Source organism: Pseudomonas sp. HD6422 (assembly GCF_025377065.1).
Classification (GTDB): Bacteria; Pseudomonadota; Gammaproteobacteria; order Pseudomonadales; family Pseudomonadaceae; genus Aquipseudomonas; species Aquipseudomonas putida_U.
Map to the genome: position 1 here is coordinate 1 of NZ_JAHWIW010000038.1, position 23,995 is coordinate 23,995.

19 protein-coding genes and 1 pseudogene are annotated in these 23,995 nt (G+C 56.2%); 14 read left to right on the forward strand and 6 right to left on the reverse strand.

Annotated features, from left to right (window positions below; all coding sequences use genetic code 11):
- Positions 1–462 precede the first annotated feature (462 nt).
- A complete protein-coding gene (locus KY379_RS22805) occupies positions 463–3,153 on the forward strand; it encodes an AAA family ATPase (protein WP_058131653.1) in 2,691 nt (896 codons plus the stop codon).
- Between the two features lie 67 nt (positions 3,154–3,220).
- Here the strand turns inward: KY379_RS22805 and KY379_RS22810 are convergent, their stop codons facing one another.
- From KY379_RS22810 to KY379_RS22835, 6 genes and pseudogenes are all read right to left on the reverse strand, one after another.
- Positions 3,221–3,685 (reverse strand): hypothetical protein, encoded by a 465-nt coding sequence (locus KY379_RS22810; protein ID WP_023443007.1) that lies wholly within the window; start codon positions 3,683–3,685, stop codon positions 3,221–3,223.
- Entirely contained in the window at positions 3,666–5,705 is a 2,040-nt protein-coding gene (locus KY379_RS22815; RefSeq protein WP_034039551.1) for a hypothetical protein, read from the reverse strand. The genes KY379_RS22810 and KY379_RS22815 overlap by 20 nt, the downstream gene beginning before the upstream one ends.
- Positions 5,702–7,432 carry a site-specific integrase gene (locus tag KY379_RS22820; RefSeq protein WP_034039553.1) on the reverse strand — a complete coding sequence of 577 codons (1,731 nt, stop codon included), beginning with the start codon at positions 7,430–7,432 and terminating at the stop codon, positions 5,702–5,704. Before KY379_RS22820 ends, KY379_RS22815 begins: the two co-directional genes overlap by 4 nt.
- Positions 7,425–8,714, reverse strand: a complete 1,290-nt coding sequence (locus KY379_RS22825) for a site-specific integrase (RefSeq protein ID WP_034039555.1) — start codon at positions 8,712–8,714, stop codon at positions 7,425–7,427. The genes KY379_RS22820 and KY379_RS22825 overlap by 8 nt, the downstream gene beginning before the upstream one ends.
- A 73-nt stretch (positions 8,715–8,787) precedes the next feature.
- Positions 8,788–9,114, reverse strand: a pseudogene (locus KY379_RS22830) (DNA polymerase V subunit UmuC); the annotation flags it as partial.
- Complete coding sequence (locus KY379_RS22835; RefSeq protein ID WP_084850860.1) at positions 9,104–9,532, reverse strand: LexA family protein; 429 nt, start codon at positions 9,530–9,532, stop codon at positions 9,104–9,106. The gene KY379_RS22835 and the pseudogene KY379_RS22830, both read right to left, overlap by 11 nt.
- A gap of 1,086 nt (positions 9,533–10,618) precedes the next feature.
- On the opposite strand from KY379_RS22835, the gene KY379_RS22840 reads away from it, so the two are divergent.
- The 13 genes from KY379_RS22840 (at position 10,619) to KY379_RS22900 (ending at position 23,829) form a co-directional block, all read left to right on the forward strand.
- The gene (locus KY379_RS22840; protein ID WP_084852243.1) at positions 10,619–12,568 is read left to right on the forward strand and encodes a hypothetical protein; all 1,950 of its coding nucleotides are present in this window, start codon (positions 10,619–10,621) and stop codon (positions 12,566–12,568) included.
- A 172-nt stretch (positions 12,569–12,740) separates the two neighbouring features.
- A complete protein-coding gene (locus KY379_RS22845) occupies positions 12,741–13,553 on the forward strand; it encodes a cold-shock protein (RefSeq protein ID WP_084852241.1) in 813 nt (270 codons plus the stop codon).
- Between the two features lie 179 nt (positions 13,554–13,732).
- Positions 13,733–14,029 carry a hypothetical protein gene (locus KY379_RS22850; RefSeq protein ID WP_172402877.1) on the forward strand — a complete coding sequence of 99 codons (297 nt, stop codon included), beginning with the start codon at positions 13,733–13,735 and terminating at the stop codon, positions 14,027–14,029.
- 78 nt (positions 14,030–14,107) lie between these two features.
- Complete coding sequence (gene yejK / locus KY379_RS22855) at positions 14,108–15,115, forward strand: nucleoid-associated protein YejK (protein ID WP_084852239.1); 1,008 nt, start codon at positions 14,108–14,110, stop codon at positions 15,113–15,115.
- A 468-nt stretch (positions 15,116–15,583) separates the two neighbouring features.
- A complete protein-coding gene (locus KY379_RS22860) occupies positions 15,584–15,970 on the forward strand; it encodes a phage protein NinX family protein (RefSeq protein WP_084852233.1) in 387 nt (128 codons plus the stop codon).
- 1 nt (position 15,971) lies between these two features.
- Positions 15,972–16,520, forward strand: coding sequence for a hypothetical protein (locus KY379_RS22865; protein WP_084852229.1), 549 nt, complete (start codon positions 15,972–15,974; stop codon positions 16,518–16,520).
- Complete coding sequence (locus KY379_RS22870) at positions 16,517–16,720, forward strand: hypothetical protein (RefSeq protein ID WP_084852222.1); 204 nt, start codon at positions 16,517–16,519, stop codon at positions 16,718–16,720. Before KY379_RS22865 ends, KY379_RS22870 begins: the two co-directional genes overlap by 4 nt.
- 151 nt (positions 16,721–16,871) lie before the next feature.
- Complete coding sequence (locus KY379_RS22875) at positions 16,872–17,507, forward strand: hypothetical protein (RefSeq protein WP_084852221.1); 636 nt, start codon at positions 16,872–16,874, stop codon at positions 17,505–17,507.
- 460 nt (positions 17,508–17,967) lie between these two features.
- Positions 17,968–19,074, forward strand: a complete 1,107-nt coding sequence (locus KY379_RS22880) for a hypothetical protein (RefSeq protein ID WP_084852220.1) — start codon at positions 17,968–17,970, stop codon at positions 19,072–19,074.
- Between the two features lie 245 nt (positions 19,075–19,319).
- Positions 19,320–20,828 (forward strand): Fic family protein, encoded by a 1,509-nt coding sequence (locus tag KY379_RS22885; RefSeq protein WP_084852219.1) that lies wholly within the window; start codon positions 19,320–19,322, stop codon positions 20,826–20,828.
- A gap of 159 nt (positions 20,829–20,987) precedes the next feature.
- Positions 20,988–21,734, forward strand: a complete 747-nt coding sequence (locus KY379_RS22890) for a hypothetical protein (RefSeq protein ID WP_084852218.1) — start codon at positions 20,988–20,990, stop codon at positions 21,732–21,734.
- Positions 21,735–21,791: 57 nt separating this feature from the next.
- A complete protein-coding gene (locus tag KY379_RS22895) occupies positions 21,792–22,751 on the forward strand; it encodes a hypothetical protein (protein ID WP_084852216.1) in 960 nt (319 codons plus the stop codon).
- A 571-nt stretch (positions 22,752–23,322) separates the two neighbouring features.
- On the forward strand, positions 23,323–23,829 hold the full coding sequence (locus KY379_RS22900; RefSeq protein ID WP_139813993.1) for a hypothetical protein: 507 nt from the start codon (positions 23,323–23,325) through the stop codon (positions 23,827–23,829).
- The last annotated feature ends 166 nt before the right edge of the window (positions 23,830–23,995 follow it).

A 23,995-nucleotide genomic window follows, 5' to 3' on the forward strand; every position in this document is an offset into this window, starting at 1 on the left:
GGCTTGCAGTCACTTCGACAGCAGGCACACCTGATCGGCAGGCCGCCGCTAAACCTACTTTTTCAACAGAATCGGCCGTTCTCTGACGGTCGTGACAGTGACACGCCCTGGTCAAGTTGAACGCAATCCGTGGTCAACGCCAACCCAAATTGGTGGTCAAGAGGAGTGCAATTTCGCACATACCTGAGGACTGCTCACCACATCGCTTGCGTCGGTAGTAGCTTCCGCACTTTCCCCGTCTCTCACCGCTAAACAGCGCTTTCCGGTAGCGGACTTTAGAGCGGCTTGATACTGGCCAGCATGCAGAAATTCTGCCCGTGTAGCGTCACGACCGGACAAGCCACTAGGGTGGCGGTCAGGAAGGCAGGCAAACGGAACACGGCGAAGCACCTCGAAGGCGCTGGCCACTTGCCATCCAACTGGGCGCGGCCTTTAATCGGCGGATCTGGAAAGGAGACGGATATGCCATTGTTGGACGAGATTATTGGGTGGGCCGGCGGACTCAGACCCTGGCAGCAGGAAGCACTGCGCCGGATATTTGCCCGGGCCGAACTAACCCAAGATGACATCGAGACCATTCTGCGAATGGTTCGCGAGCAAGAACGGGAAGACGCAACCACGGGGGGAGCACGGCCATTCACGCTGGACGACGTACCAGGCGCCGGAAGTGGCGCAACCGTGCGGTTGGTGGGTGTCTCGGGGCTAGACCAGGTAAACGGCTTCCCGTCCGGTCGTGCCTTTGACCTCGCACCGGAGGGCATGACCATTTTCTTTGGTCATAACGGCGCCGGCAAATCCGGCTACGCCCGCGTCTTCAAGAATGCCTGCAACGCTCGGCATCGGGTGGAGGTCCTGCCCGACGCTTTTGGGGCGGCAACCCCAGCTAGACTGCCATCAGCAGATTTCGCCATTTTGGTGGATGGCACTCCGGAAACCGCACGTTGGGTCCAGAACGGGCCGGCCCATTTGCATTTGAGTTCGGTCTCGGTCTACGACGCGGCCTGTGCCAATGACTACATCGACGCGGAAGGGACCCCTGCATTTCAGCCCTACGGACTCACTCATCTGACGCGCCTGGTCCTACTTCAGCGTGATTTACAGGCACGGATTGGGACCGAACGCAATGCCTTGGCTCTGGATACCCGGCAATTCGAACCGCTGAAGGGTGACACCGAAGTCGGCCGCTACATCGCCAAATTAGGTGGGGACTCGGACCGCGCCGTGCTTGCTCGATTAGGGACGGTCGGTGACGATGAACTCCGGCGACTGGAGTTTCTGAAGCGGACATTACTGGAAAGCGATCCTGTGCCGCAGGCGCTGGCCTTGGAACGTTTGGCGACACGCTTGGACCAGGCGCAGCGTCGAGCCGAGGAAGTCCAGCGCTGGGTGAATGATCGTGCCATAGCACGGGCAAAGGAACTGATTACAACGGAAAAAACCGCGCATCTCGCCATGCAACTGGCGCAAGCGCGTCTTCAGGATCGAGACACACTGAACGCCATGGAGTTGCCGGTAACGTCCTCACCCACCGCCACGCTGCTGGAAGGCACAGGAGCTGAACTCTGGCAAACGATGTACCGAGCCGCTGAGGCTTTCTCTCAGCAGACGGCATACCCTGAACATCCCTTCCCGCACCTGGAACCGGACGCTTACTGCGTACTCTGCCAGCAACCTTATTCAACGGATGCCTCGGAGCGCATGCGGCGTTTCGCGGCATTTGTCGCCGACAGCGCCACGGCGGATGCGCAAGCCGCCACGCTTGCGCGCATGAACGCTCTAGGGAAGGTGCAGGCTGTCGATCTAAACGTTCTGGATGTGCCAACACGGGCTGACGTGGAGGAGCGACTGCCCGACCTACACGCTGCCATCACCGCAGCGGCATCGGTCTGGACCGCCCGGCATACTTGGGTTAGCCAAGCCCTGCAAACTGGAAACTGGTCCCCCGAGTCAGAACCGCTTCCTATCGAAGCAAACCTCGATAGTCTCTTCGCCGCCAAAGCTGCTTCGCTCCGAGTCGACGCCAATACCCTGCGGACCTCTGCCGATCCCGCTCTACGCTTGGCGCTGACCCAAGAACTGGCAGAGCTAGAAGCCCGACAACGCCTCGCCAACCAGCTTGGCGCGGTGGAGCGCTTTGTTCAGGACAGTCAGGTCCATGCCACATTGAGCCGCTGCCATGCCGCCCTCAACCCAGCGGCAGTGTCACGCAAACTGACGTCCCTGGCGGCGACGCATGTGACCGAGGCTCTGGCCGCTTCTATGAATGCTGAGTTGAAAGCCCTGGGCTATAAGCGACGGGTGCAACCCGACCTGAGCGGGCGCACAGAGCTGGGGGTGACCAAGGTCACGCTGCGCCTGCAGGAAATCACGGCGAAAGCCTCCAAGGTGCTGTCAGAGGGCGAGCAGCGCGCGTTGGGGATGGCTATGTTCCTCGCCGAGCTCGAATCCCTGCCACATACTTCGACCGTTATTTTCGACGATCCGTCTACGTCGCTGGATCACGTATATCGTCGGGCCATAGCTCGGCGTTTGGTAGCGCTGGCTGAGACCCGCCAAGTGCTGGTGTTCACCCATGATGCGGTGTTCCTGACCGAGCTCGCGATGGCGCTTCAGCGCGCTGATCGCTCGGCCAGCTACAAGACCATCGGTTGGGACGAGTCGCCGGGACTAGTGAGCGAGGGGCTGACGTGGACGACGATGGACACCAAGGCCCGCCTGGCCGATCTCGAAAGTCGTGCGAAAGCACTGAACGTTCCGGTCGGCAGCGACCCGGATGATGAGCTTGAGCGGCAAATCGCATCGGGATACTCAAGCCTCCGAGGCACTGTCGAGCGCGCCATACGCGAGGTTTTTTTGAACAATACCGTCCAGCCGTTCAGCGATGTGGTGAGCGTAGAAGCATTTGGTGCTGTCATTGGCCACCCCGCAGAGGAGTGGGAGCAGTTGCTGGCAGTGTATGCGCGGGCCTGCGAAGCTACCGAGGCCCACGACACCCCAGGCGAGCGCCAACTACCGCTTCCCGCGCGTGAGGAGTTGCTCGGCGATATCGCCCAGGTCCTGGAATTAATCAAAAACGCGACTAAACGCCGAACTGCCTACGAGAATCTACGCCGGGAGCGGACCGCGCAACGCAAGAAGCTCTTCGGCGGCTAGCCCGACGTTTCATGCCGGGCTGGTCGGGCATGGCTGTGTTTCTTTCGAATATTGCGAGCTCTCCGTTTCAAAGTTTTTTGTGGCCTCGCGGATCAAGAGGAAGCACATTGGAGGCCGGCAGTTGGCGCTCCAAGTCCGCAATACGGTCGTACAGCTCAAGAATGGTGGCGTCGGCCTCACTGAGTAGGCTGGCTAGGTGGTCACGCTGCTGCGTGATTTCCTCGATCCGTTCTCGAAGTCCACGATTTTTTCTGCGGGCTAATAAGCTGACTTGGCGCACTGATGGCGGACGTTGCTCAGCGTGTCCTTCCACGTACTTTTGGATCTCAGCGATCAGTAGGGGGAAACGAGCTTTTTTCAGTGCAGAGGGGTCGCTGCCGGCCTCCTTGGCAACGTTGTTCTGACTTACGGGCGTCCCCTTCGGCAGTCGTTCGGGCTTGTTGCTCTTCAGCCGCTCGAACGCTGCGCGATACTGCTCGCCGGCACTCATTCGCTTAGCCGGGTCAGCGGATTCATGTTTGCCGGATGACATGGCGATAATTCTCCACACTACGTTTCTGGGCTTCCAACGAAGTCCTTAGCGGACTGTCTACCTCGGCAGCGGCCAGGCGCTCATCCAATACCGCCTCCAACACTTCGACTTCGTCGAGTTGCTCGGGGTCATAGAGAACGTCCGCACATGGTTTGGTTTCTCCGGGGGAGTCGCCCCCTCCGCAGCGAGCGATATTGTCGATGCCCCCATAGGGACAGGGGGTACGGCTCGTGCAGATGCCCAGCAAAATCGGTCGATGAGTGACCGTCCCCTTCTTAGCCAGATTGATCGCTTTCTTAGCATCAGAGGCTGAGATTAGGCGGACAATCTCAGATTTTCGCTTCTCGCCGTGGGGGCTGACGAATCGGTTGCTCGTCAGCTGTTGCAGCTGCCTACCCAAAGTTTCGTACATGGTGCGGACGTAGTAGGTATGGGCCTTCTCTTCCAGCCGTACCCTGGAATGGTTTTGCCCGTAGTAGAGACTCATCGCTCTGGCGACGTGCTTTAGCTGAAACTGCAATGAAGCGTCGCTGACCAGCCCGGATGCCTGCATATTCACTGCGCCGGTTCGTCGGAGTTGATGCCAGGCCAACGGCCAGATTTTGCCGACCGCAAACTCGTCGGTCAGCGTCGGCGTCACCAACCGAGCCAATTCGAAATCTTCCGGCGTAATGCGCAATTGCTCACGGTCGAACAGCTTGTCGAACCACTGAAGCACATGGGCATAGCTCGGAATCGATGGCCGAATCGTGCGGTTGATCTTGGTGAACTTCGTTCCCCACGGTTCAAGGCAATAATCAAGCAGATAGCGCTTGGCCGGATCATCCGGCACCGAGGCCTCGCCGGGGGGAGAGTCGCATTCTGCGCGGAGGTCTGCGACCACACGCATGGCTTCAACTGCCACCTGAGCTGACGGGGACGTCACCCAAAGTGCCTCAGAATCCGACATCGTCTTGGTCGTTCGTCCGCACAATACATGGATGTCGCCAAACTGCGGATCACGTTCTATGTGCAAGCAATCGGCGCGCAGGTTCCAAGCCTCTTCGACTCGCATGAGGCTGAAGTTCAGCAGATAGCACAGTCCAGATCGACTCACGAGGTTGAGGTAGCGACTCAGAGTTTGAATGCGAATTTCGTCGTCGCTCACTCCCAGCCAGCGACGAAATAGTTCCACCATGCCAAACCGATGCGCGGTGTCGATGAATGGGCCGTAGTACTGCCGCCCAGTCCACTTTCCGTTTGATCCATCCGACGGCCACTGAAACGGATAGAACGATTGTGGCCTGCGTTGTCCTTGGAGACTGGCAGAGTTGTGCCGATAGGCAGCCAGACAGAAGCGGAAGCACTCCTCGACTTGGCCTCGATGCGCCAAAAAGTCATCCAGGCATTCGCGCAAGCGTGTGATTTGATAGTGCCAAATGCGGGGCGGGATATAGGGGGTCTGGAGCTTCTGGTGGTCGGGCATGGCCGCTGCGAGGCGTGCCAACCCTGCGCGATCCAACAAGGTGAACCCCAGCGCATCCCGCCGCTCGTACAGTTCGTGCAGCAATGCCAAGAACTCACCGGACCGGGAAGCCTGGAGCACCTCCGGGAGACGGTCGGCAACGCGCGGAAAATGACTCAGTTCGGATGCGAGAATGCCTTCTTGAGTGCACAAGACGAACAGCCGACGCATCTGGTCGAAGCGCGTTTTCAGGCCTCGGTATCCACGGGCTCCATTGGGGCCGTATAGCCACCAGCCGATTACGGTCCGCAATAAATCGGCGTTCGCAGGATCGATCGCGGCGACATATTTCTTAGCTGGGCCATCGCCGAAATTGAGAGTGAGCCGTTTTCCCGCCCATGGGTCGAGCCGCCAAATGGCATCGCCCCAACGGCTCACCACCTGGCCAGCGGCATCTATGATGACCGGCCAATCACGCTGCGGTGGCCAGCACGGCGGACGGTAGTTCGGCGCATCAGGAATCGCTAGGGGCGAGTCGATGCCGAGGCCAAGTTCGGAAAGAATATTTTTCGTCATGCTGATCTTTGTCGCAGTTCTGCCAATCGGATGAAGCCATCCCAGGCCGGGTGGTAGTCACCTTCACTTATGCGCGCTCTGGCTTCTTCGACCCAAAGCCTGCGGACCTCGCTACTTTCTTCGAAGAAGCGCAGTTTGGCCGTCAGCCGATCGATCACCAGCAGGGCCGGATGCTCTGTCGTCAGGTGCTTACCCGAACTGGATGGGCGGTAGCGTGCCAGTTCAAGCGATTTGAGGTGGCGCAAGCTACCGAGAGACCACACATGATCCTCACTTTCGATATCCCGGTGCTGGGTACAGAACAGGCAACCGGCAGCATTGATGCAGTCGGGTCGCGGACCATTCTTCGGCATCGTGCCCACTGGTTCAGGTGTGGCCGATACACATCTACCAGGAGCAGGAGGTGAAAGGGACGGATCGGTTTGCTGATGGAAGCGCGTAATTTCCACCATAGCGATCTGCGGATGGGGGTCGGCATATACGCGTATCAGCGTTTGCACCGTATGCTGGGCCAACTCCGCAACCTGTTGGGGATTCTGGGACTCCCGAAGCAACCAGTTGATGCGCGTCCCGCGCAGTTTTCGCGGTCTCACTATCGGTATGCCAAGCTCGCGGCAGATGCGCGTAACGTTCGTGAACTGCGTCGCCTCTTCTAGGATTCGTCCCCCGCTACGTATAAGCGGAAAGAGCAAACCATCCGGCTCATTGGGAAACCATTCGGAACGCCATTCGAGATAGCGCTCGAACCACTCTCGATAACTGGCAAAGATCTCGAATAGCACTTCTCCTTCCCGTCGATTTTTGTAGGTACGTACCTGGTAGCCGTCTATGTGGCTGGTGTAATGAAACTGCTCAACCCGCAGGGTATGTGCTTGCTGGAGGTTCAGACCGGTCTGGGCGATGAACATCAGCAATTCACTCTCGATCCGTAAATTGACGATGGGGAAACGGGTCCGCAGTGTCCGATCTGCATCGTGGGCGGCACGCGCCGCCAGGGATGCTTCGATTTGCGCTTGGTTTTGCGGCCTGGTACGGCGGGCCGCTACTTTCTCGGGGCTCTGCAATCCCGACCATAGTTCCAGCACTTGGCCGGTGCGTAACGAAATACAAACTGGGAGGGGGGCCATTGTCCCCCTCCAGGTCAATGCCTCGCATACGTCAGCTAGAAGGTGTCCGAATGCGAAGGTGTTTTGCAGATTCTGCTTGTCCGCTTTGCTCGTATGTACCTTGCCTTTGCCGCGCGGCTTGCGAATACGTGTGCTCTTGCTCAGGCTTGCTTGGCGGTCCAATGCTCGGTCCAGCATCGTCGCCGTGAGCCTGGTGAGATCGTACAGGGACCCATCGCTGAAATTGCGTTCGACTCGATGACGCTGGAGCAAGTGATCGGTCCAACGAATGAACGTGTCGGCCGCCGTCTCGAGACTGAGATTCACGTTTTCTGAATCGATCCAGGCAAAGAATCGGCGCAATGCACTGATCTTGTTCTGCACCGAGAAGCGACTTCCGCCACCAGCAAGGTCGTCAGTCATGTGCTCATGCAGCTGCGTCACCAGCTCGAAACGTTCCGGCAAGGGACTGCCGAGTTCGCCCTGCGCGATCTGGCGGCCCACATGCTTCACCTTTGCTGCTGCACCTCCGCGAAACAGCAGCGGCCGGAGGTCCCAGGGCGTTTCAGTGGCCCCATACTCAAGCATCGGGAAAGTGAGGTCGAATTCGGAACTATCCATCGTGCCGCGCCCCAGCGCCGATCCCGCTAAATGCCGCCATGAAGCTATTTGAGAGGGCTTGTTTGATCGGCAGTGCCTGTACGAATCGGATGTATTTGAAGGTGGTGGCTTCAGAGTTAGGCCCATGGAGCAACGCGTCGCTGACCGTCGCAATTACAATAGCGACATCGGCACAAGCCGATAGCGCCAGACGTGCCAATTCGGTACCGAAGGTGCAGCGCGACTGATGGAAGCGGAATTTACGGAGCACCTGTAGTTCTGCTTTGACGCCCCGTTTTCGAAACTCGGACATCTCAACATTCACAGCAGATGACTGATCGGTGCCGCGCCTGCCATAGGCGTTACCAAAGCGGGTCAAGAACAGCAAATCACGATTCTCGGGCGAGGCTTTCGCCTCTCGTTCCATCCTCCGCCAGCCTTTGGCATATTCCAGCAATTCATCACGCAACGCTTCGGGTATCCAGACCTGGCCAGTCACACCGAATTTCGTGTGCACTGGCGGAGCTGCGCCTGGACCAACTGCAAGGCGTAGAAGCCCTTCAGCGGAAGGGTCGGGGGCGGCGCGCTCCAGAGACTGAATCTTGAGATCACAGATGCTGCCGAGCCGCATCCCGGTAAAAAATCCAAGGGCCAACATGAGGTAGAGCTCGGGCGTGGCGTTCTCTGCGGCGAAATCCAGAATTGCATCGCGATCGGTCTCCGAGACTGGCAACAGCCCATCTTCAAGCGTTTGGCCTGGGCGCTTACGGTTCGGGATGCTGAGGTCGGTGGTGGTTCCGCTGATCGTTCGCTCGAACCCCACCCGGTCGAAGTATTTAACGACGTAGGGTTTTTCCCGCCACAGCTGGACGTGTGGAGAAAGAAGCTCCCTATGCCTTACCCACCGATAGAACATGATGCAATTGCGCATGTACTCAGACGCCGTGGATGGGCCGATCTGGCCGGCATCGCGCATCTTGATCAACGCCCCTCGGTATAGCACCAGGCAGCGGTCAGCTTTGCGAGCGGGAAACTCGAACCACTGCAAATCACGAGATTCAAGAAATTTAGCGTAATTGAGAAGGCCATTCATGTTACTGGCAACGGTCTTAAGAGAAGCGTCACCAGTCGTTGCTCGCTCCACTGCCCACAGGTTTGCCTCCCTCCAAGGTGCATAGTCTGCCCAAAAGATTTGGGGCAAGCCCTCAATGGATGGCCGGCTGCTACTGGGGGAGTATGCGACGGCGTTCTCTCTGCGCACGAGGTAATGGGGCACGAAATGAATGCGCTCTAGCGTCGCCATTCAACGCCCCTGGGACGCTTAACAATGTCCATAGATAGAACTCAATAGCTTAGGCGTCCGCACTATACAACTTACTCTTATCAATACTATATACTTCGACTCGTGGCACCATGCTCTCTATGGTTTGTTGCACTCTGGAGCTTATGTCGCCATAAAGAGCATAATTGCTAGAAAAGGCGATAATTCCATGTTTTTTAAGTAATGGCTTGATCTTGAAGTACGGATCTCCCATTGCGACCCCCAGCTTTTTCGCCTCTGCGGTGCGCGCAATTACACAGCCGTCGTTGTTCGAGAGTGCGACGATTGGAGTTGACTTTAAGTCCGGCCTGAAGAGCCTTTCGCAAGAGCAGTAGAACGCATTAACATCAATCAAGGCATATGTTGGTCTGTTATGGTACATGGCGCGTCAGGCTCCAAGTAACCACTCCGAAAATATCAATGTTTTCCCCTTCAATGGGAGGATAATTTGGATTGTCGGAAGAGAGAAACAGCGTGTCATCGCTCCTCTTAGCGAGCCGCTTTACGACTGGCTGATTGTCGACGTACGCGACGACGACCAACCCAGCGTATGGGGTTCGTGCTCGATCGACGATCAGTTTAGTGCGGGTGAGAATTGCTGCCGGGGCCATGCTGTCCCCCTCAGCTTCGGCAAGAAAGACATGCGGCGCTCGCAGCTCGACCAACTCATCCAAGGAGATAGGCGGCAGGTAGTAGTCTGCAGCCGGGCTCGGAAATCCGCCTGCAACCGTACCTGACAGTACAAGGAGCAGCCCGGGTATCTCTGACTCGGTAATCTGGCGAATGCTGGTTACAAGCACGATGCGTCACTTCAAGATAACTGTATTGATATACAGTAGATAACGAAGGTGGGTTTTGGTCAATCGCCTCGAGACGGATACCCGATAGACAGCTGCCTCGCCACCCCCTGGGCGGTGGGGTAAGACACGTTAAGCTGTCCAGCAATTATGAACGAGGAGCATCCGATGACACCGGAAATGGTGGTACCGAACAGAGAAGCTGGAGAGTGTGGCTGGGAGGGTGGCTCGTGAATCCAGACGCAAATTTCGAAGAGTTTCAGCAATCCCTGCGAGACCTCGCCGCTGCTCATGAGGCGTCTCGGGATGACCCAGTGCCTACCTGTCATTTCAGGGCAATGACTTTTCACGAAAGCGATTCGAATCCAGACTGGGGTGGCTATCAGTGCGATCACTGCGGGCATACCGAAAGCGTCGAGGAGGCCTGGGCGAAAATCGAAGCTCGGAGCGCTCGGGCTGCAAAACACCAAACTTCAGGTTCGTAGGTTATCTGCGACCGCCGCGTATAGACGGCCAGTTCTGCTTCTGATGGCATAGGAGAGGATAGGCAACCTACGAGTTCTGGTTGCCACAATACAGTCTTTGCTCCTTTAGTCGACCGTCAATTCACCCAGCTTGCAGGTCAGTGAGCCGGCCGTACTTGGAAATGGCCTGTAATCGACGGCCCACGCAAAGGGGGCAACGTGGCTTGGTATCAGCGCCAGCTACGCCAAGATAGTCGCTTCGAGAGGACTCTCCACCGTGCATCGCCACTGGGGACCGGCCATTGCCTACTAGTGGTCTTCTGAATTACCCCCGGTCGCACCTCTGCGTTACCTACCCGCTCTATGTCGCTGTCGATCATTCCCGCTTGCCAGACGTATTTCCTATCCCCTATGCTTGCCGGGTCTTGAAAAGGGCCGCTGGCGTTGTGGCTTGATACGAGTGATCTCAAGACGCTGAGTTACATGAAGCATCCGCATTACTGGGAATCTGTCACACCGAGAAGTATCGGTTTTGTGCACACCGACCAGGTCAGCCAGCAACCGCAGTCATCGTGCATACCCGTAGGCATGGGCATTTCGCTCGTGCGACTTCTGAGAACATGTGATGAACCGACCCCCTTTTACTCTTGGCCGCCTTGTTTTTCTAAGGTCTGACGTTCGTGAATTTGTAGGTATTGTGAAACGCCTATACCGCGGATTAGATACCCTAAACACCCAAAATCCTGACCTGCTCAAGGAGCGCTTCGCGAAGCTCGCCTTGTATAGCGGCATGCACGAGCTTTTTGCTTGCCTCGGTCGCGGTCCAGTTCCTGCTGCAGGGTCGATCACCCGGGCTGACATTCAACTGTTATTCGCCTACCAGCTGCATCTCGATGCCGATATCCCCCTCGTCGACGCCTGGCTGCGCGCTGGCCGGGCCCGACTTCGTGGGTTGAGCTTTGACCAGTACACGGTTGAGCGTCAGCAGGAGGACCGTCTGAAGGGGCAGTGTGAGATTGCCGACCAACAAGGTGATACTGAAACCGGACTTCCTGGCGTTAACTGGCACGAGGAACAGGCTCGTTTCTTTAGACTTGGCGCACCAGCCTACGACCTGTGTGTGCGCCAGGACGGCCGTGCATTCAACTGGGCTTGCTTCACTGCAATGTACGACGCTATCCGGGGTTCCCGCCTGGAGCGGTCAATCGTTGACCCTGAAGAGCTCTATCCTGCCGGCAGTGAGGAAGCGATCGACAACTTCTTGAGCAAAACTCTCATCCCTCAGTCATGGGTACCGCTGTCGCAGCACATCCAAAATGGCCTTACCGTTTCTGATCATGAAGTGGTTTGGCTCTTTGAAAAATCCGGGCGTTGTATTGGCCGTGCAATTAGGCACACGACACATGGGGGGTTTCTGCCGCGGCTTTTTCTCACTGAAGAGGAGGTAGCAGAGGGCCTTTCGTTTGTAGTGAGAGGGGCTTACATCCAGGGCGGCTCCTCCCTGCTGGACCCTCTGATTCAGCCTGCAAAGGGTGACGATGCGGTATACAGGTTGAAGCCTGGCATCCGCAATCCTGGTGCCGTTTTCGACCCCCGCAAAGAAGTGATGGTACCGACGGAAGATCTCGAGCTTCTCCCGCACCTCTACGCCGGGTATCGCACCATGGTCCAGCCCTATCTCGGGACAAAACAAGACATTTGGGCTATTGACGGCAAAGCGATTAAGGTCCGCGCTGACGGTAAGCTCACTAGCACGTACTACGAAACCACACCATGGCTGAACGAGTCGGACATGCCCTCGCTTTTTCCGGATTTCCGTCCCGGCCCTGCTGTCAACGATCGTGACAGGTTTGCCTTCGCACATGATGTGTCGAACAAGGTGTTTGTTCCCCCCAAAGCGTTGGATTTTCAGGATCGAGCTACCAGTGTTCTCGCCAGGAAGGAACAGTCTGCGCATGAGTTGTTGCACAAGCTTGCGGAGAACGGCGAGCTCCTCATGATCTGTAGGAACGAGCTTTTGCCATATCAGCATGCGGCGATTGCAAATATTCTAATTGCCGAAATGTTGCCTGCGGCGTCTTCAGCTCAGACCCAGCGTCTTGAGAGTGTGTCGGACCGGATCCTTAAACGGTATCCGGCCCTAAGTGTTTTCCCGCCCTTGGCGTTGATTGGCGCTATCTGTGTTCACTGCAAAGGCATCACATTTGATGACGACTACCTGGCCACGCTGACACTCTCTGACGTGCTTATTGGCTTGATTATGCTGGGGGCTGGATTTCAAGGCGCTGGCCCATTCCGCTTCTTCAAGGCCGGCCCTGCCAAAATCGCCGTAGCGCAATGGTGGGCAAATGAAATTGAGCTTGATGGTATCCATGACGCTGCTGCTACGCTTGAGAGCTATTCTGATGCGCTGGTGGCCCAGCAATCACGCATCACCCTCGTTAAGGCGGCACTGGACCTAGATGCTGATCGCCGCCGCGCGGCCTTCAACCACGGCTACGTCTATGTAGGTTCGGAGCTGCCACGGGCTAAGCCCCGCGGCTTGATGCAGAACTTCGGCACCCTCGAAGGCTGAGTAGGGTAAGGCGCCCGGCTGCAAGCCAGCTGGGCATCTGGAGTTTCTGCATGGGGCTGTGTGGGGAGCCCGTCCTCGCGGAGCGGCAGTGTTCGTAAGCTGACCATGTAATCCTCTAGCCCCCAACATAGACGGTAGAATCCCCACTATCGGATTTGAAAGGATGCACGCTTTGACTCATGAGAATGCCATCGCCACCATCGAAGGCGTTGTGACGAGTTTCGTCCAGGTGAAAGGGTATGGGTTCATCAATGGCGATGACGGCGAGCGCTATTTCGTCCACGGGAGCGATGTCCTGGGCGATCAAGGATTGGTGACTGGCCAGCGCGTGACGTTTGTCCCGACACCCTCGCCAAAGGGATCGAAGGCTAAACAGGTTGTACCGGGTTTAGGGCCGACACCAATTTACTTGGAGCCTGACAATTTCATTTGGTCGAAGGGTGGCGCTCCCCGTGGTATGGAGGTAGTGCTGATTACTGGTACTGGGTGGGGCAAATCGAACGACCCCAATGAAGCGCGAGAGATTCTGGCCAGCCAGGCCCGCGAATGGGGTGCAAACGCAGTCCTAAATGTGACGATGGACAAGTGGACCGAGAGTGATACCTGCTCGAACTATCGGTTTACGATGCACCGGTATAATGGGGAGTTCGCAGTCGTCAAAGTCGTTAGCAGTAGCTCCGATCCAGCGGTTATAGCTCAGGCCCAGCATGAGATGCAGGCGCTGACCGACTGGTGGAACAGCCGCGACACCGGCGACACCCCAGCTGACAATCCTTGGAACCAGCCGGTAGGCGAAACCCGGTTGGTAGAGCCCGCAAAAGTGAAGCTGGTTCTCGGGTTGGTTGCTTCCTGGACATGGACCTTCCTGAGGATCTTCGGACTGAGTATTCGCTATCTGGGCCGGCAGGCCTTTGCATTCGTCAGGGAGCGCCTGGCAAGCGGGAAGGGCGGTGGCAAGGACAAAACCGATGCTCCTGGGGAGTAGTGAAGTCATGGCGCTCGCTGTTGCCTTCCCCGTGCTGACTAGGCAGTAGAGCGTGACTGCAGTTTTTCGTCCCCCGGCAACTGACCGTCCAAAGGTTTGAATTCGGCGAGGGCGCTCCAGCTGGGCGCCTCCGACTCCGCCGTTATCATAGGTGCTATTCGACTAGGAGTAGCGGCCATATGAACCAAGCTCAGAACGACCATCTGACTTCTTTGCATTTCAACGGTGGGCAAGAGCCTACCGTCTTGAATGTCTTTGCCGCCTTCTCCACTCAAGCTGGCGATCTGCTTGACCTCATTATCGCTGCAACAGGGTTCGACCTTACCCCGGGCCAGCGGGCTAACGCGATCGAGCATGGGTTGCTGGTCGCGCAGAGTGGTGAACCAAGTGCTGAGTCCTTGGCGGCCTCTTGGGCTAAGCAAAAGGACCTAGTTGAGTTCGCAAGCGCCGTTCGCCGGGTATTCATACCGGTTTAATCACGATTCCAACCTCCCTCGCAGAACGCGAAGATCATGTGATGCCGGCGCGCCCGGCACCCAACCTAAGGACCAGTTATGCCAATTCGTGCTTGCGCTATACATTTTTTAGATAAAAAACCGGATGGCAACCCGGCCGTGCTTCATCTTGCTGACAGCGTTCTAAATCAGTCCGACGCGATTGAAAACCTGTTGGCGGACTTGAACGACGCTTACAACGCGAAGCAAGGAAAGGCCTGGGGCTACTTCTATCCGGAGTCTGGCGCCTATCCAATGAGCCGATGGCTACGCGAATTTCTCGATGGGGACAAAAATTTTCTCGACTACTCGACCGAGGCGGTCGAGCACCTGCAAAAGCTGATGGAAGAGTCCAACCTCTCCACCGGCGGCCACATTCTGTTCGCTCACTACCAACAAGGCATGACCGACTACCTGGCCATCGCCCTGCTGCACCACAGTGAAGGCGTAGCAGTGAACGCCGAGTTGAACGTGACACCGTCACGCCACCTCGACCTTAGCCAGTTGCACCTGGCGGCACGTATCAACCTGTCCGAGTGGAAGAACAACCAGAACTCCAAACAGTACATCTCGTTCATCAAGGGCAAGAACGGCAAGAAGGTCTCGGACTACTTCCGCGACTTCATTGGCTGCCAGGAAGGCGTCGACGGCCCGGGTGAGACGCGCACGCTGCTCAAGGCGTTCAGCGACTTCGTCGAAAGCGAGGACCTGCCTGAAGAGGCCGCCCGCGAGAAGACTCAGACCCTGGTCGAGTACGCCACCACCCAGACCAAGCTGGGCGAGCCGGTGACCCTGGAAGAACTGTCGAGCCTGATCGACGAGGACCGCCCCAAGGCGTTCTTCGACCATATCCGCAACAAGGATTACGGCCTGTCGCCGGAGATCCCGGCCGACAAACGGACCCTCAACCAGTTCCGCCGATTCACCGGGCGTGCCGAAGGCCTTTCGATCAGCTTTGAGGCGCATCTGCTGGGCGACAAAGTGGAGTATGACGAAGCCGCCGGCACCCTGATTATCAAGAACCTGCCTACCCAATTGAAAGATTCCCTCAAGCGCGCATCTTCCTAAGGATTAGAACGGCCGGCGCCGTGCTGTTGGCGCCACCGAAGGACAAACAATCATCTAGTGACGCGAGGGAATAGATGTGACGGAAGAGAACACTACCGCCGAGACATTCGGGGACTGTGGTTACGAGGATGGTGATTGGCGCTGCAGAGAGGGTGGTTACCTGTGGTATGCAGGCGATGGCGAAGGGTTTGATCCCAGCGACTGCTCGTACCTGTGCCCACATTGCCGGACGCAGGACTACCTGGAAGCGGCTAAGGAAGACGCTGAGTCTTGCAGTGAGTTCAGCAACAATGGTGTATCAGGCACCGGGCTTGATCTCTGGAGAGCAGCTGAGGCCAAAGCACTTGTAGCCAATCGTGCGGAAGCGCTCAAGGCTCTAGCGAGTCTCGGCCCGGTATCTGCACTGGAGGGTGACACGAGCCCACAGGGCTACAGGGTGGTTCTATGCAACACCCAGCAGATCAGCCAATGATTGAGTTGGAAACAGCAGCCCTTGAAGGCGAACCCCTTGGCTGGGCCGTTGGAATTGCCCTCGGCTTGCACCTTGAGGTCGCACCTCCAGAGTACGGAAACTGCTGGCGCACGTTTGCACGATACCGCTACATAGCTACCGAGCGAATTGCCCGGTACAACCCACATGAGGATTGGGCACTAGGTGGTCCTGTGAGCGAGATGCTAGAGCTGTCCACCGGTCCAGCTGAATGGGACCGGGACGGTAAGTGCGTGCTACGGCGAGCCCAGGCGAAGGGCACTGATGTGTGCTTCGAGCACGCGAGCCAACTCGTGGCATCAATGCGCGCGGTTGTGTACGCCCGGCTTGGAAGAACTGTCCTGGTACCAAAGGAGCTTTGCTGACATGGCCATCAATCATCTTGACCTGGTAGCTCTTGCTAACCGGGTAACGACAGACCGGCTATTTTGTGGCGACGAACACCACCGCGCGTTAGCAGTTGGAGTGCTCTCCCTGATCGAAGAAAACAAGCGATTGGAAGCCCCATCGCGGCAGACAAATGATCCCGTTGCAGCTTCGCCCGCGGATAGCCCAGATGGCCTCGCGGAGGAGTGCAGGGCGCTGAGGGCCGAGAACGAACAGCTCAAAGCTACGAACGAAGCATGGGACGCTGCGTGGGGTGCCCACGTAGAAGCCCGAGAGCGTTGGGCAACCGAGGTCGTCGATGCAGGTGATCTCCGAAATGAAGCCGCATTGCATGCACAGATGGAGCGGGCCACCGCCGAGCTGCCCCTCGGCTGGAACATACGCATCACAGTTGAGCCGCACGCTGCTGGTGTCGAACTCCGAAATGCATGTGGCAAGGTTGATCTGAAGGGCCAGGGTTCTGTAAGCGATCAGGTATCCAAGGCGATCGACTTGGCTAGATCCATGGCCGGGGAGGTTTTGTCTTGAGCGGATACCAGATAGCTGGCATCGCAATCGCATGCGCTGCGGTGCTGATCCTCTCTCTGGGGGGACTGTTTCATGCCCTGTTCAACAATATGGGTGGCAACGGATCGTGGCTGTCTGCCTCGCTTGGTTGTGCAGTCTTCCTAGGCGGCATAGTGGTCATTGTGAAGCTGCTGACGATGGTGCCTCTCCAGATCCTGTAAAGCTAAAACCCTCCTACAATGGTCGCCTACGAAAAAAGAAGGTGGTCCATTCAATTGCCCGTGGCTCGTCAGGCGGACATCTGTGCGCGACAAATGTCCGTTTGGCTGGCCCTGGCAAACCGATAGCTCCGCGCCAATAACGGAAAGTAGAATGGTTTCGAAGACGTACTCAACAAAGAAGCTTGCAATTATCGCGATCGCGGCACTGGCCTGGTTCCTAGGCACAGTCGTTTGTACATATGCACTACACCCCATTGTCAGTGGTTATACCTTGGTCATCTCTGCAGCTGTGCTGATGGCAGCCGCACTCTACTGGCTGCAGGATCGGCTCACCAAGGGGTGGAGCTTGGTTGGTTTGGCGGTAACCACGACGTGGATGTATGGCTACATAATTGAGCCGAAATTTGCTGCACTCGCACCACGCCCCGGTGATTGGATCTCATTGAGTGTTTTGATGATTAAGACCCTTATTGAGTGCTTAAATCTGGCATGCGCGGGTGCCGGTGGCAGCATCATCGCCAGTGACGGTGAGCATAATCGTGTTGAGCTGCCCATCCATGGCCGGGCCCCCGGCGAGGAGAACGCTCCACAAGGCAGCGAGCAGTTGTCTCACCTTTCCAGTTCCATTCATCTCAAGCTGGATGGCCAGGCTCAATTGGTGAGGTCGCTCGAAACCACCTTGCAGGTTTTGACTTCCGAGCATCGTCAGCTGAAGCGATTGATTTGGATTTGTGCTGGGAGTGTGGGGGCTCTGGTGGCGCTGGCGCTGGTCACCCTGAATCATTAGCCAGGCGTGGATCGTGCCGGCAGGGAGAGCTGCGGGCTCTTGAACGCGGTGTTGATACCGCCTCACATCCGACCGGGCCGGCAATCAGTAAATAAAAAATCAAGAAAACGGGCTAGAGTTAAGATTTTCTGGGGCACCTTAAGGAAAAATGACTGACCAGGGGCCAAAATGAAGGTTTTGCGCCAGTGGCCAGCCATACGCCTTTGGCGGCCAGATTCTAGGCCCTTGCTGACCAGCCCTTTGCGCCGGCCCGCAAAGGTGCACCAGGTAAATCCCATTTAGCCGATCTGTGAGAGAGCAGATACCGCCGCTAAGCCTGGCACGCGCCTCGAGGTCCGGCCCACGAACACTATAGGATTCGTGCATCCATTCTTTGGCCAGAATCCCCTTTTCTTTCCTTGGAGCGTGGATGTTGCCTGCCTATGATTGGGAGTAAACCACACGTTTCGCGAGGATCATCATGTCCACTGAACCGTTCGTCTTGCGTGACGTCGACCGAGCTCAAGAGTGGGTGGCGGCGTGCACAAAATCATGTGGTTTCGAGTCAGACAGGTGCGCTTCCATCCTGGCATCCCTCTGCGGTTTCGGGTCGTGGGACATCATGGTTTTTGCCATGGGTAGCTTGCCTTCATCTGCATGCGACGAAGAGGTCGGCAGAGATCAACTCCAATCTCGGCTCGAGCGATATTATGAAATGTTGCTCACAGAGCACGAGGTACATCCTGACGTCGCAGGCGCAATCGTGAATTTCCTCTCACCGTCGTCAGGAAAGCCATTTCTGGAATTCGGTGAAACAGAGGTCGCTCAGTTTCGAGAGGAGATGGAGGCTACAGGGCAATTCGACATTGAAGATCTTTTCGCCGCGGATCATTCGCTTCTCAACATGGAGGTGCTGGCCCCGCTGACATCCGAGCCAGACCTCGATGCTTGGTATGAGGTTTTCCGGTATCTAGGATGGGACGCAACCGAATTGGAAGAGGACGGCATCATTGGCAAACCCTCGTACCAGGTCAGTGATTCATCCCTCGGCACCCGAGCTATGCAGGTGTACTTCATACATGGGTTACCGACTCCTCGTTTCGATGGACTCATCAGCGACAATCCCAGCGTTGCACTTGCGCAGTACGCGTGCCTTGGACATTACTCAAGCGATTTGCTTCCGAGGAGCCTGGGCTTCCTGCTGCTTCCCGCACGGCCACAGCTCCTGCAGTGGCGCGGTGAGTACTACTGCTTTCTTGGCAAAGCATTTCTGGATGCTGAAAGGCGTTGGTTGGACATTTTGATCAGCCGCAGTTGCAAGGACCTCCTCGGGTTGATGAGGCTGAATCTTAAAGTGAAGCCAGGACAGCTGGAGACGTCCGGCCTGGCCGAGCAGACTGATGATTTCTGCAAGCAAATTGCTCTGCTGCTGTCCGGATTCGATCCCGATTTTGAGGACCCCTACGAGTGGCACATCGTAGCGATGGAAACCCAGGATGGTTGGTCCATTGTTACCGCTGTTGAGGACGGGCAATACGAGGATGAGCATTTGGCCCCTTACTTGTTAGGTCGAGTGGACCGGCTGTAGTGATCAGCCGGAACAGAGCGCCAGGCCATTCCGGATAGCCGAGTTGAGCCGGCACAGCTCGACCAACATCCGGAGCGCGCGGTTGCAGACTCCTGTTTATTGGGGAGGGGCCAAGCACCTGTCCCCGGGACATAATTACCGCTAGCCAGTTAAGAAAAAGTCAGGCAAATTGCCGAAAATTATCTTTTTCTTGGCTCGCTGAAGAAAAATTGCGTGGCCATAGGCAAAAATCAAGGAACTGCGCCATGCACTCAGCTGGATACGCCTGGCTGCGGGAGTCTCTGCGGCTTTCAGCTTTCCCTCTGCGCCGGCCGGCGAAGGTTCAGCCGGTTACTCGCATCAAGGCAATCGGTGAAACCCTTGCGGTACCGCCTCACGTAGTGCCAGCCCCAGATGATCTGCTTGGCCACCTGCTATTCGCGCTTAAGCATGAGGGTGTGAATCTTGCGATCCTGGCTCAGGCTTTGCCTCAGATCCCAGCTGAGAGCCTCGAAGCCGAATTGGAAGGCGCTCCTAACGGCATCTACATCCGAAAGGCCTGCTTTCTGAGGGAGGCATTCACGGGGGAGGAGGTACGCCAGCATTCACCAGTCAAAGGTGGATTCGTCCCCCTGTTTGATCCCAAGCAGTACGTGACAATGCCTGGTGAGCGTAACTCGCGCTGGCGGGTCGAATTCAACGGCCTTGGAACGATTGGGTATTGCGCAACCGTTGAGCGCACTCCGGAGATCGAAGCGCTGCTCGAGCACAACATTCTTGGCCGTGCTCAAGATTTCGTTAAAAACCTCCCCTCAGAAATGATGGACCGTGCTTTGGCATGGGCATACCTGCACGAGACCCAGGATTCTTTCGCGATCGAGAAGGAGTCGCCGAGCGAGGATAAAGCTCGCAAGTTCATTTCGTTGCTCCGCCAGGCTCATGAACGCATTCCGCTGAGTGAGGAATACCTGGTCCAACTTCAGAATGCGACGATTAGCAGTCCCTACGACATGGCTGCGGCATTCCGCCATGAGCAGAACCACCTGGCGAGTGGTTTGCAGGGCGCGGCCGGGGTTACGTACGTGCCTCCTGAGCCGGATCTGTGCCGAGAGTTGATGGATCAACTTATGGCCTTTGGGAATGACGCCCCGGCGCGCATCGACCCGCTGGTAGCTGCGGGGATCATCTCGTTCGGTTTCGTCTTTCTCCATCCTTTCATGGATGGCAACGGGCGACTGTCTCGCTTTCTGATCCACCAGGCACTCTGTCGAGCTGGTGCGCTCGAGAACGGCTTGTTGCTTCCTGTCTCGGTGGCAATGAAGCGGGAAGAGCGTAAGTACCTGGAGACTTTGCAGGCGTTCTCCAAGCCGGCTCGGGAGTTCTGGGACGTTCGATGGTTCGACCAAGGGCAGTTTTCGTTCACCTTCACTGGCGATCCCGCAATCTATCGATTCTGGGATGCTACGCCAGGTGTCCATTTCACACTTCTTATGGCGCAGCGCGCCTTGGAGGTGGAGCTTCGCGAAGAAACGGTCTTCCTTGAAAACTATGACACGGTAGTGCGAACGGTCAATGAGACGTATGACGTCCGCGGGAGTGACTTGGCAACCCTCGTGATGATGTGCCTCTCGAACAATGGCGTGGTTTCAAAAAACCGTCGGAAACAGTACGAATATAAGGTAATGCCAGAGGTGCTGGATTACATCGAGCAGGTAGCGCAGGACCTGCTTCGACAGCAAGAGCTGGACAAGCAGGGTGTTGATGCCACCGAGTGAACAAGGAAATACCCCTTCCGCTAGCATCTGACGTGCATCATGAGCCGATATTAGTATTGGCTTACGGGAGGGGAGTGATGGCGCGAGATCGATGACGCTGCGCTCGATCTATTTCAGACCGGACAGTTCATCGTGCCTATAGAGTAAAGGAGCAGAACAATGTCCCAGAAACGCAGAGCTCAGGAACCTGAAGTTTTGACTCGCGCTGCCGGCATCACCACCGATGTGGTCTTAAAGTTGAGTCTGTACCGCACCGCAAAGGAGATGCGTTCGGTGCAGACCGGCTTAACCACGGCCGCGCGCGAACTCCGCAGCCTGACCCAGTCTGGTTCACTTCTCGGTAGCTTGGGAGAAAGACTTTCCCCAGAGCAACGTGAGCTACTCACTAATGCTGCTCGATTATTGGACTCGATCAAGTACAACGTCGAGCATGCAAAGGAGACTAAGGTCAGGACCGAGAAAGCCCTGGCAAAGAAACGGGATCAGTGGACCCGAGAGGCTGAAAAATTGGTTAATGCCAATTTTGTAATGCCCATGGAAAGTCTGGCGGACCATTTGCGGATTCTAGAGTTGTACCTGGTAGCCAGGGTGGTGCTCGGCCCGGCCATATACATGCTGGATCACCCCCAGCTTAGGCAGGTGGTTAAGGAACAGCCACCGCTTTGGTCGAAGGTCACCATGGCTCAGTGGCTTCAGGGGAGGGCCGGGACCTTGTTGGTAGATATCCGTACGGCCTTCTGTGATTACCTAAAGTCGGATTTGAACCTGACGCCGGCGAAGCGTTTGGAAGATCTCCAGGTCAGTCTGGCGGAGCGCCGTCAGCAGATCCTTGCGCAACCACAAGCCGTTGAAACTGTGCAGGTCTGGTCTGACTCGCTGAAGGGGCTGACCTTGTTGCCACCGTGACAGAGTTCTGAGCGAAGACTACCGGATTTCTTATCTTGCTTTTGGAGTAAAAACATCGTGAGCGACATCAAAATTAGTGGGCCAGCTGATGTTAAAGAGGTTAGTGATCTAATCATTGGATCTTTCGATGAACAGATTCGAGTTTATGCAGGGTATGAAGAAAACGTGGCTAGCATAAAAGCTGAGATTTCGCCAATTTCGATAGATGAATACCAAAAAGCTTACATAGAAGATTTGGATGATTCAGCTGACCCTTTTAGCGAGGAGGCATTCAGGGCTGATTACGATAGGTACGTGAAAGAGTTACAGGATGAACTTAAAGACTCGCTGCAGGAGGTCTATGAGGAATACTCTTCCATCAAAGGGGCTGTAGTTATGACCAAGCCAGGGCGGCACGGTTATTTTGAATTCGCAATGTGCCGATATCCGACTGAGGATGCGGAAGAAACTGTGCAGCCGTACGAGTGGCGATCCAGGCTGATAGACGGGCATGGTAAAACGTTAGCATTGTCATATGGATCATACTATATGGCAGAGGGTGGCTCTAATGCTCGAGAGATGCCATATCTTGCAGATATTTATTCAAGCCAGGAGCTTCAGGTGGTCAGTAAATACCTGGAGCGATTAAGTGAGGAGGCTGATGAAGAATGTGGAGATGAGGGAATTGGATTTGACAAATTTGACTTGGCTGATATGCAGCTTGAGGCAGGAGGAATCTTCCTTGTTCAATATCTCAAGCGCGATCTGACTCGCATTGATTTGAAGGGGGTTGGATTTGAGGTCCTCAGGTATGCGGTAGAATGCATACGAAACCAACTTGATGAAGATATGGCAATATCTGTTGGTGTGTTCTATAACCTGTATATGCAAGTAGATACCTCATATCTCCGGGACCCCACCCCTAACTTCATCAAGAAATTAAATTCTTTTGTCGAGGGCGTTAATTGTATAAGTGGCGTGGAGCTTATTGACTTCTGGAATGATCAAGGCATGTCTAGGAATGAATCACACCCGTAATCGGGTGCGTGTCAATTGAGTGACTAACAGAGCTTATTGGCGCTGGAGAGGGTGACTTCGGATGCGGCTTAACTCCATTCTGCCAAATGGTAGGGGGCAATCAGCGGATTGTGCGGTATTTTGGCTTTCAGGCGCTCATTCTTCGCGTCTCAAAGTTACTCACACCAAATGCGTAGAGGGAGTACGGTAGCGAGTAGCTTAGCCTTCCAATCAGCCTCGGCCTGCGGGTTTTCCTCCACGTCGACGGATGTGTCGTCGCAGTCCTTCAGCTGCGCCTGAAACAGCCTGGCTGCAGCTTCACTCGTGAATACCCGGACGGGTTCGCATGGCTGGTGTCAGGTCGTGGCTGTGCGATAAAGCAGATTTTGCGAATCTTTCTCGCACTGATACGGGTGCGTTCTGGACGATGGGCAACTCAGACCCGAATCCGTGACGGCCGCAACAATGTGTAACTCAATCGCCTTGGATGCCTCCCAACGATTTGAGGGTTAGGTTTTGGCTCTGGCCGGTATGGGTTGCCGGGTAAACTGTTGCCTGGCCCTAACCTTTTCAATACCTGAGTGGGATTTCCATGAAGAAAGCACTTTCTGCCCTTGCACTGCTGGCGCTGACATCTCCCGGCCTGGCTGCCGCCGGCGAACCATCTGCCCAACCATCCCGATCGCTGCCTGTCATTGAGCCTGGTCCTGGCAAAGAAATTCTGGTGGTATCACTGGTAGCGCTCCCCTTCATCGCAAAGCCGGCAGGTACTGAGGGTGTTCTGCAGGCATACGTGAAGAAATGGGGCAGCCTGGCTGAAGGGCGTGGTTCATTCTCGAAAATGGAGAGTAATGTCGTTCAACAGATGGAGGACTGCAGGTGTTCAATCCGCATGACTGTGCAGAAGGATGGTACGGGGCGTATTCAACCCAACGACGGGGTGGCCACGATCGCGTGCGAACAGCCTGGGGGTAATGTGATCGTCAGCGATGTACCTGGATTCCTTATCGGTACCGACCGCCAGCTGGGTCTCGTAGAGAGTGATGGCGAGAAAGGCTTCTTTGTCCCACAAACCACACTCCATATTCCTATGGAATAGGCAGGATTCCCTCTCAAAGGATTAGCCCACTCTATCCGGCAGGTTCTAGCCCTCACAGAGCGATAGGTCGTCGGGGCCGGCGGACCTAACTTGGCGCCCTGCCGTACATTGCAAATCAACGCAGTCACGTTACGTTGTTGAGCTAAGCACCCGCCGCTGGAACATG

Excerpts from the sequence above, each read along its gene's own strand:
- KY379_RS22805 (WP_058131653.1), top strand. The coding sequence starts at position 463 with ATGCCATTGTTGGACGAGATTATTGGGTGGGCCGGCGGACTCAGACCC.
- KY379_RS22810 (WP_023443007.1), bottom strand. The coding sequence starts at position 3,685 with ATGTCATCCGGCAAACATGAATCCGCTGACCCGGCTAAGCGAATGAGT.
- KY379_RS22815 (WP_034039551.1), bottom strand. The coding sequence starts at position 5,705 with ATGACGAAAAATATTCTTTCCGAACTTGGCCTCGGCATCGACTCGCCC.
- KY379_RS22820 (WP_034039553.1), bottom strand. The coding sequence starts at position 7,432 with ATGGATAGTTCCGAATTCGACCTCACTTTCCCGATGCTTGAGTATGGG.
- KY379_RS22825 (WP_034039555.1), bottom strand. The coding sequence starts at position 8,714 with ATGGCGACGCTAGAGCGCATTCATTTCGTGCCCCATTACCTCGTGCGC.
- KY379_RS22840 (WP_084852243.1), top strand. The coding sequence starts at position 10,619 with ATGAACCGACCCCCTTTTACTCTTGGCCGCCTTGTTTTTCTAAGGTCT.
- KY379_RS22850 (WP_172402877.1), top strand. The coding sequence starts at position 13,733 with ATGAACCAAGCTCAGAACGACCATCTGACTTCTTTGCATTTCAACGGT.
- yejK (WP_084852239.1), top strand. The coding sequence starts at position 14,108 with ATGCCAATTCGTGCTTGCGCTATACATTTTTTAGATAAAAAACCGGAT.
- KY379_RS22860 (WP_084852233.1), top strand. The coding sequence starts at position 15,584 with ATGATTGAGTTGGAAACAGCAGCCCTTGAAGGCGAACCCCTTGGCTGG.
- KY379_RS22865 (WP_084852229.1), top strand. The coding sequence starts at position 15,972 with ATGGCCATCAATCATCTTGACCTGGTAGCTCTTGCTAACCGGGTAACG.
- KY379_RS22875 (WP_084852221.1), top strand. The coding sequence starts at position 16,872 with ATGGTTTCGAAGACGTACTCAACAAAGAAGCTTGCAATTATCGCGATC.
- KY379_RS22880 (WP_084852220.1), top strand. The coding sequence starts at position 17,968 with ATGTCCACTGAACCGTTCGTCTTGCGTGACGTCGACCGAGCTCAAGAG.
- KY379_RS22885 (WP_084852219.1), top strand. The coding sequence starts at position 19,320 with ATGCACTCAGCTGGATACGCCTGGCTGCGGGAGTCTCTGCGGCTTTCA.
- KY379_RS22890 (WP_084852218.1), top strand. The coding sequence starts at position 20,988 with ATGTCCCAGAAACGCAGAGCTCAGGAACCTGAAGTTTTGACTCGCGCT.
- KY379_RS22900 (WP_139813993.1), top strand. The coding sequence starts at position 23,323 with ATGAAGAAAGCACTTTCTGCCCTTGCACTGCTGGCGCTGACATCTCCC.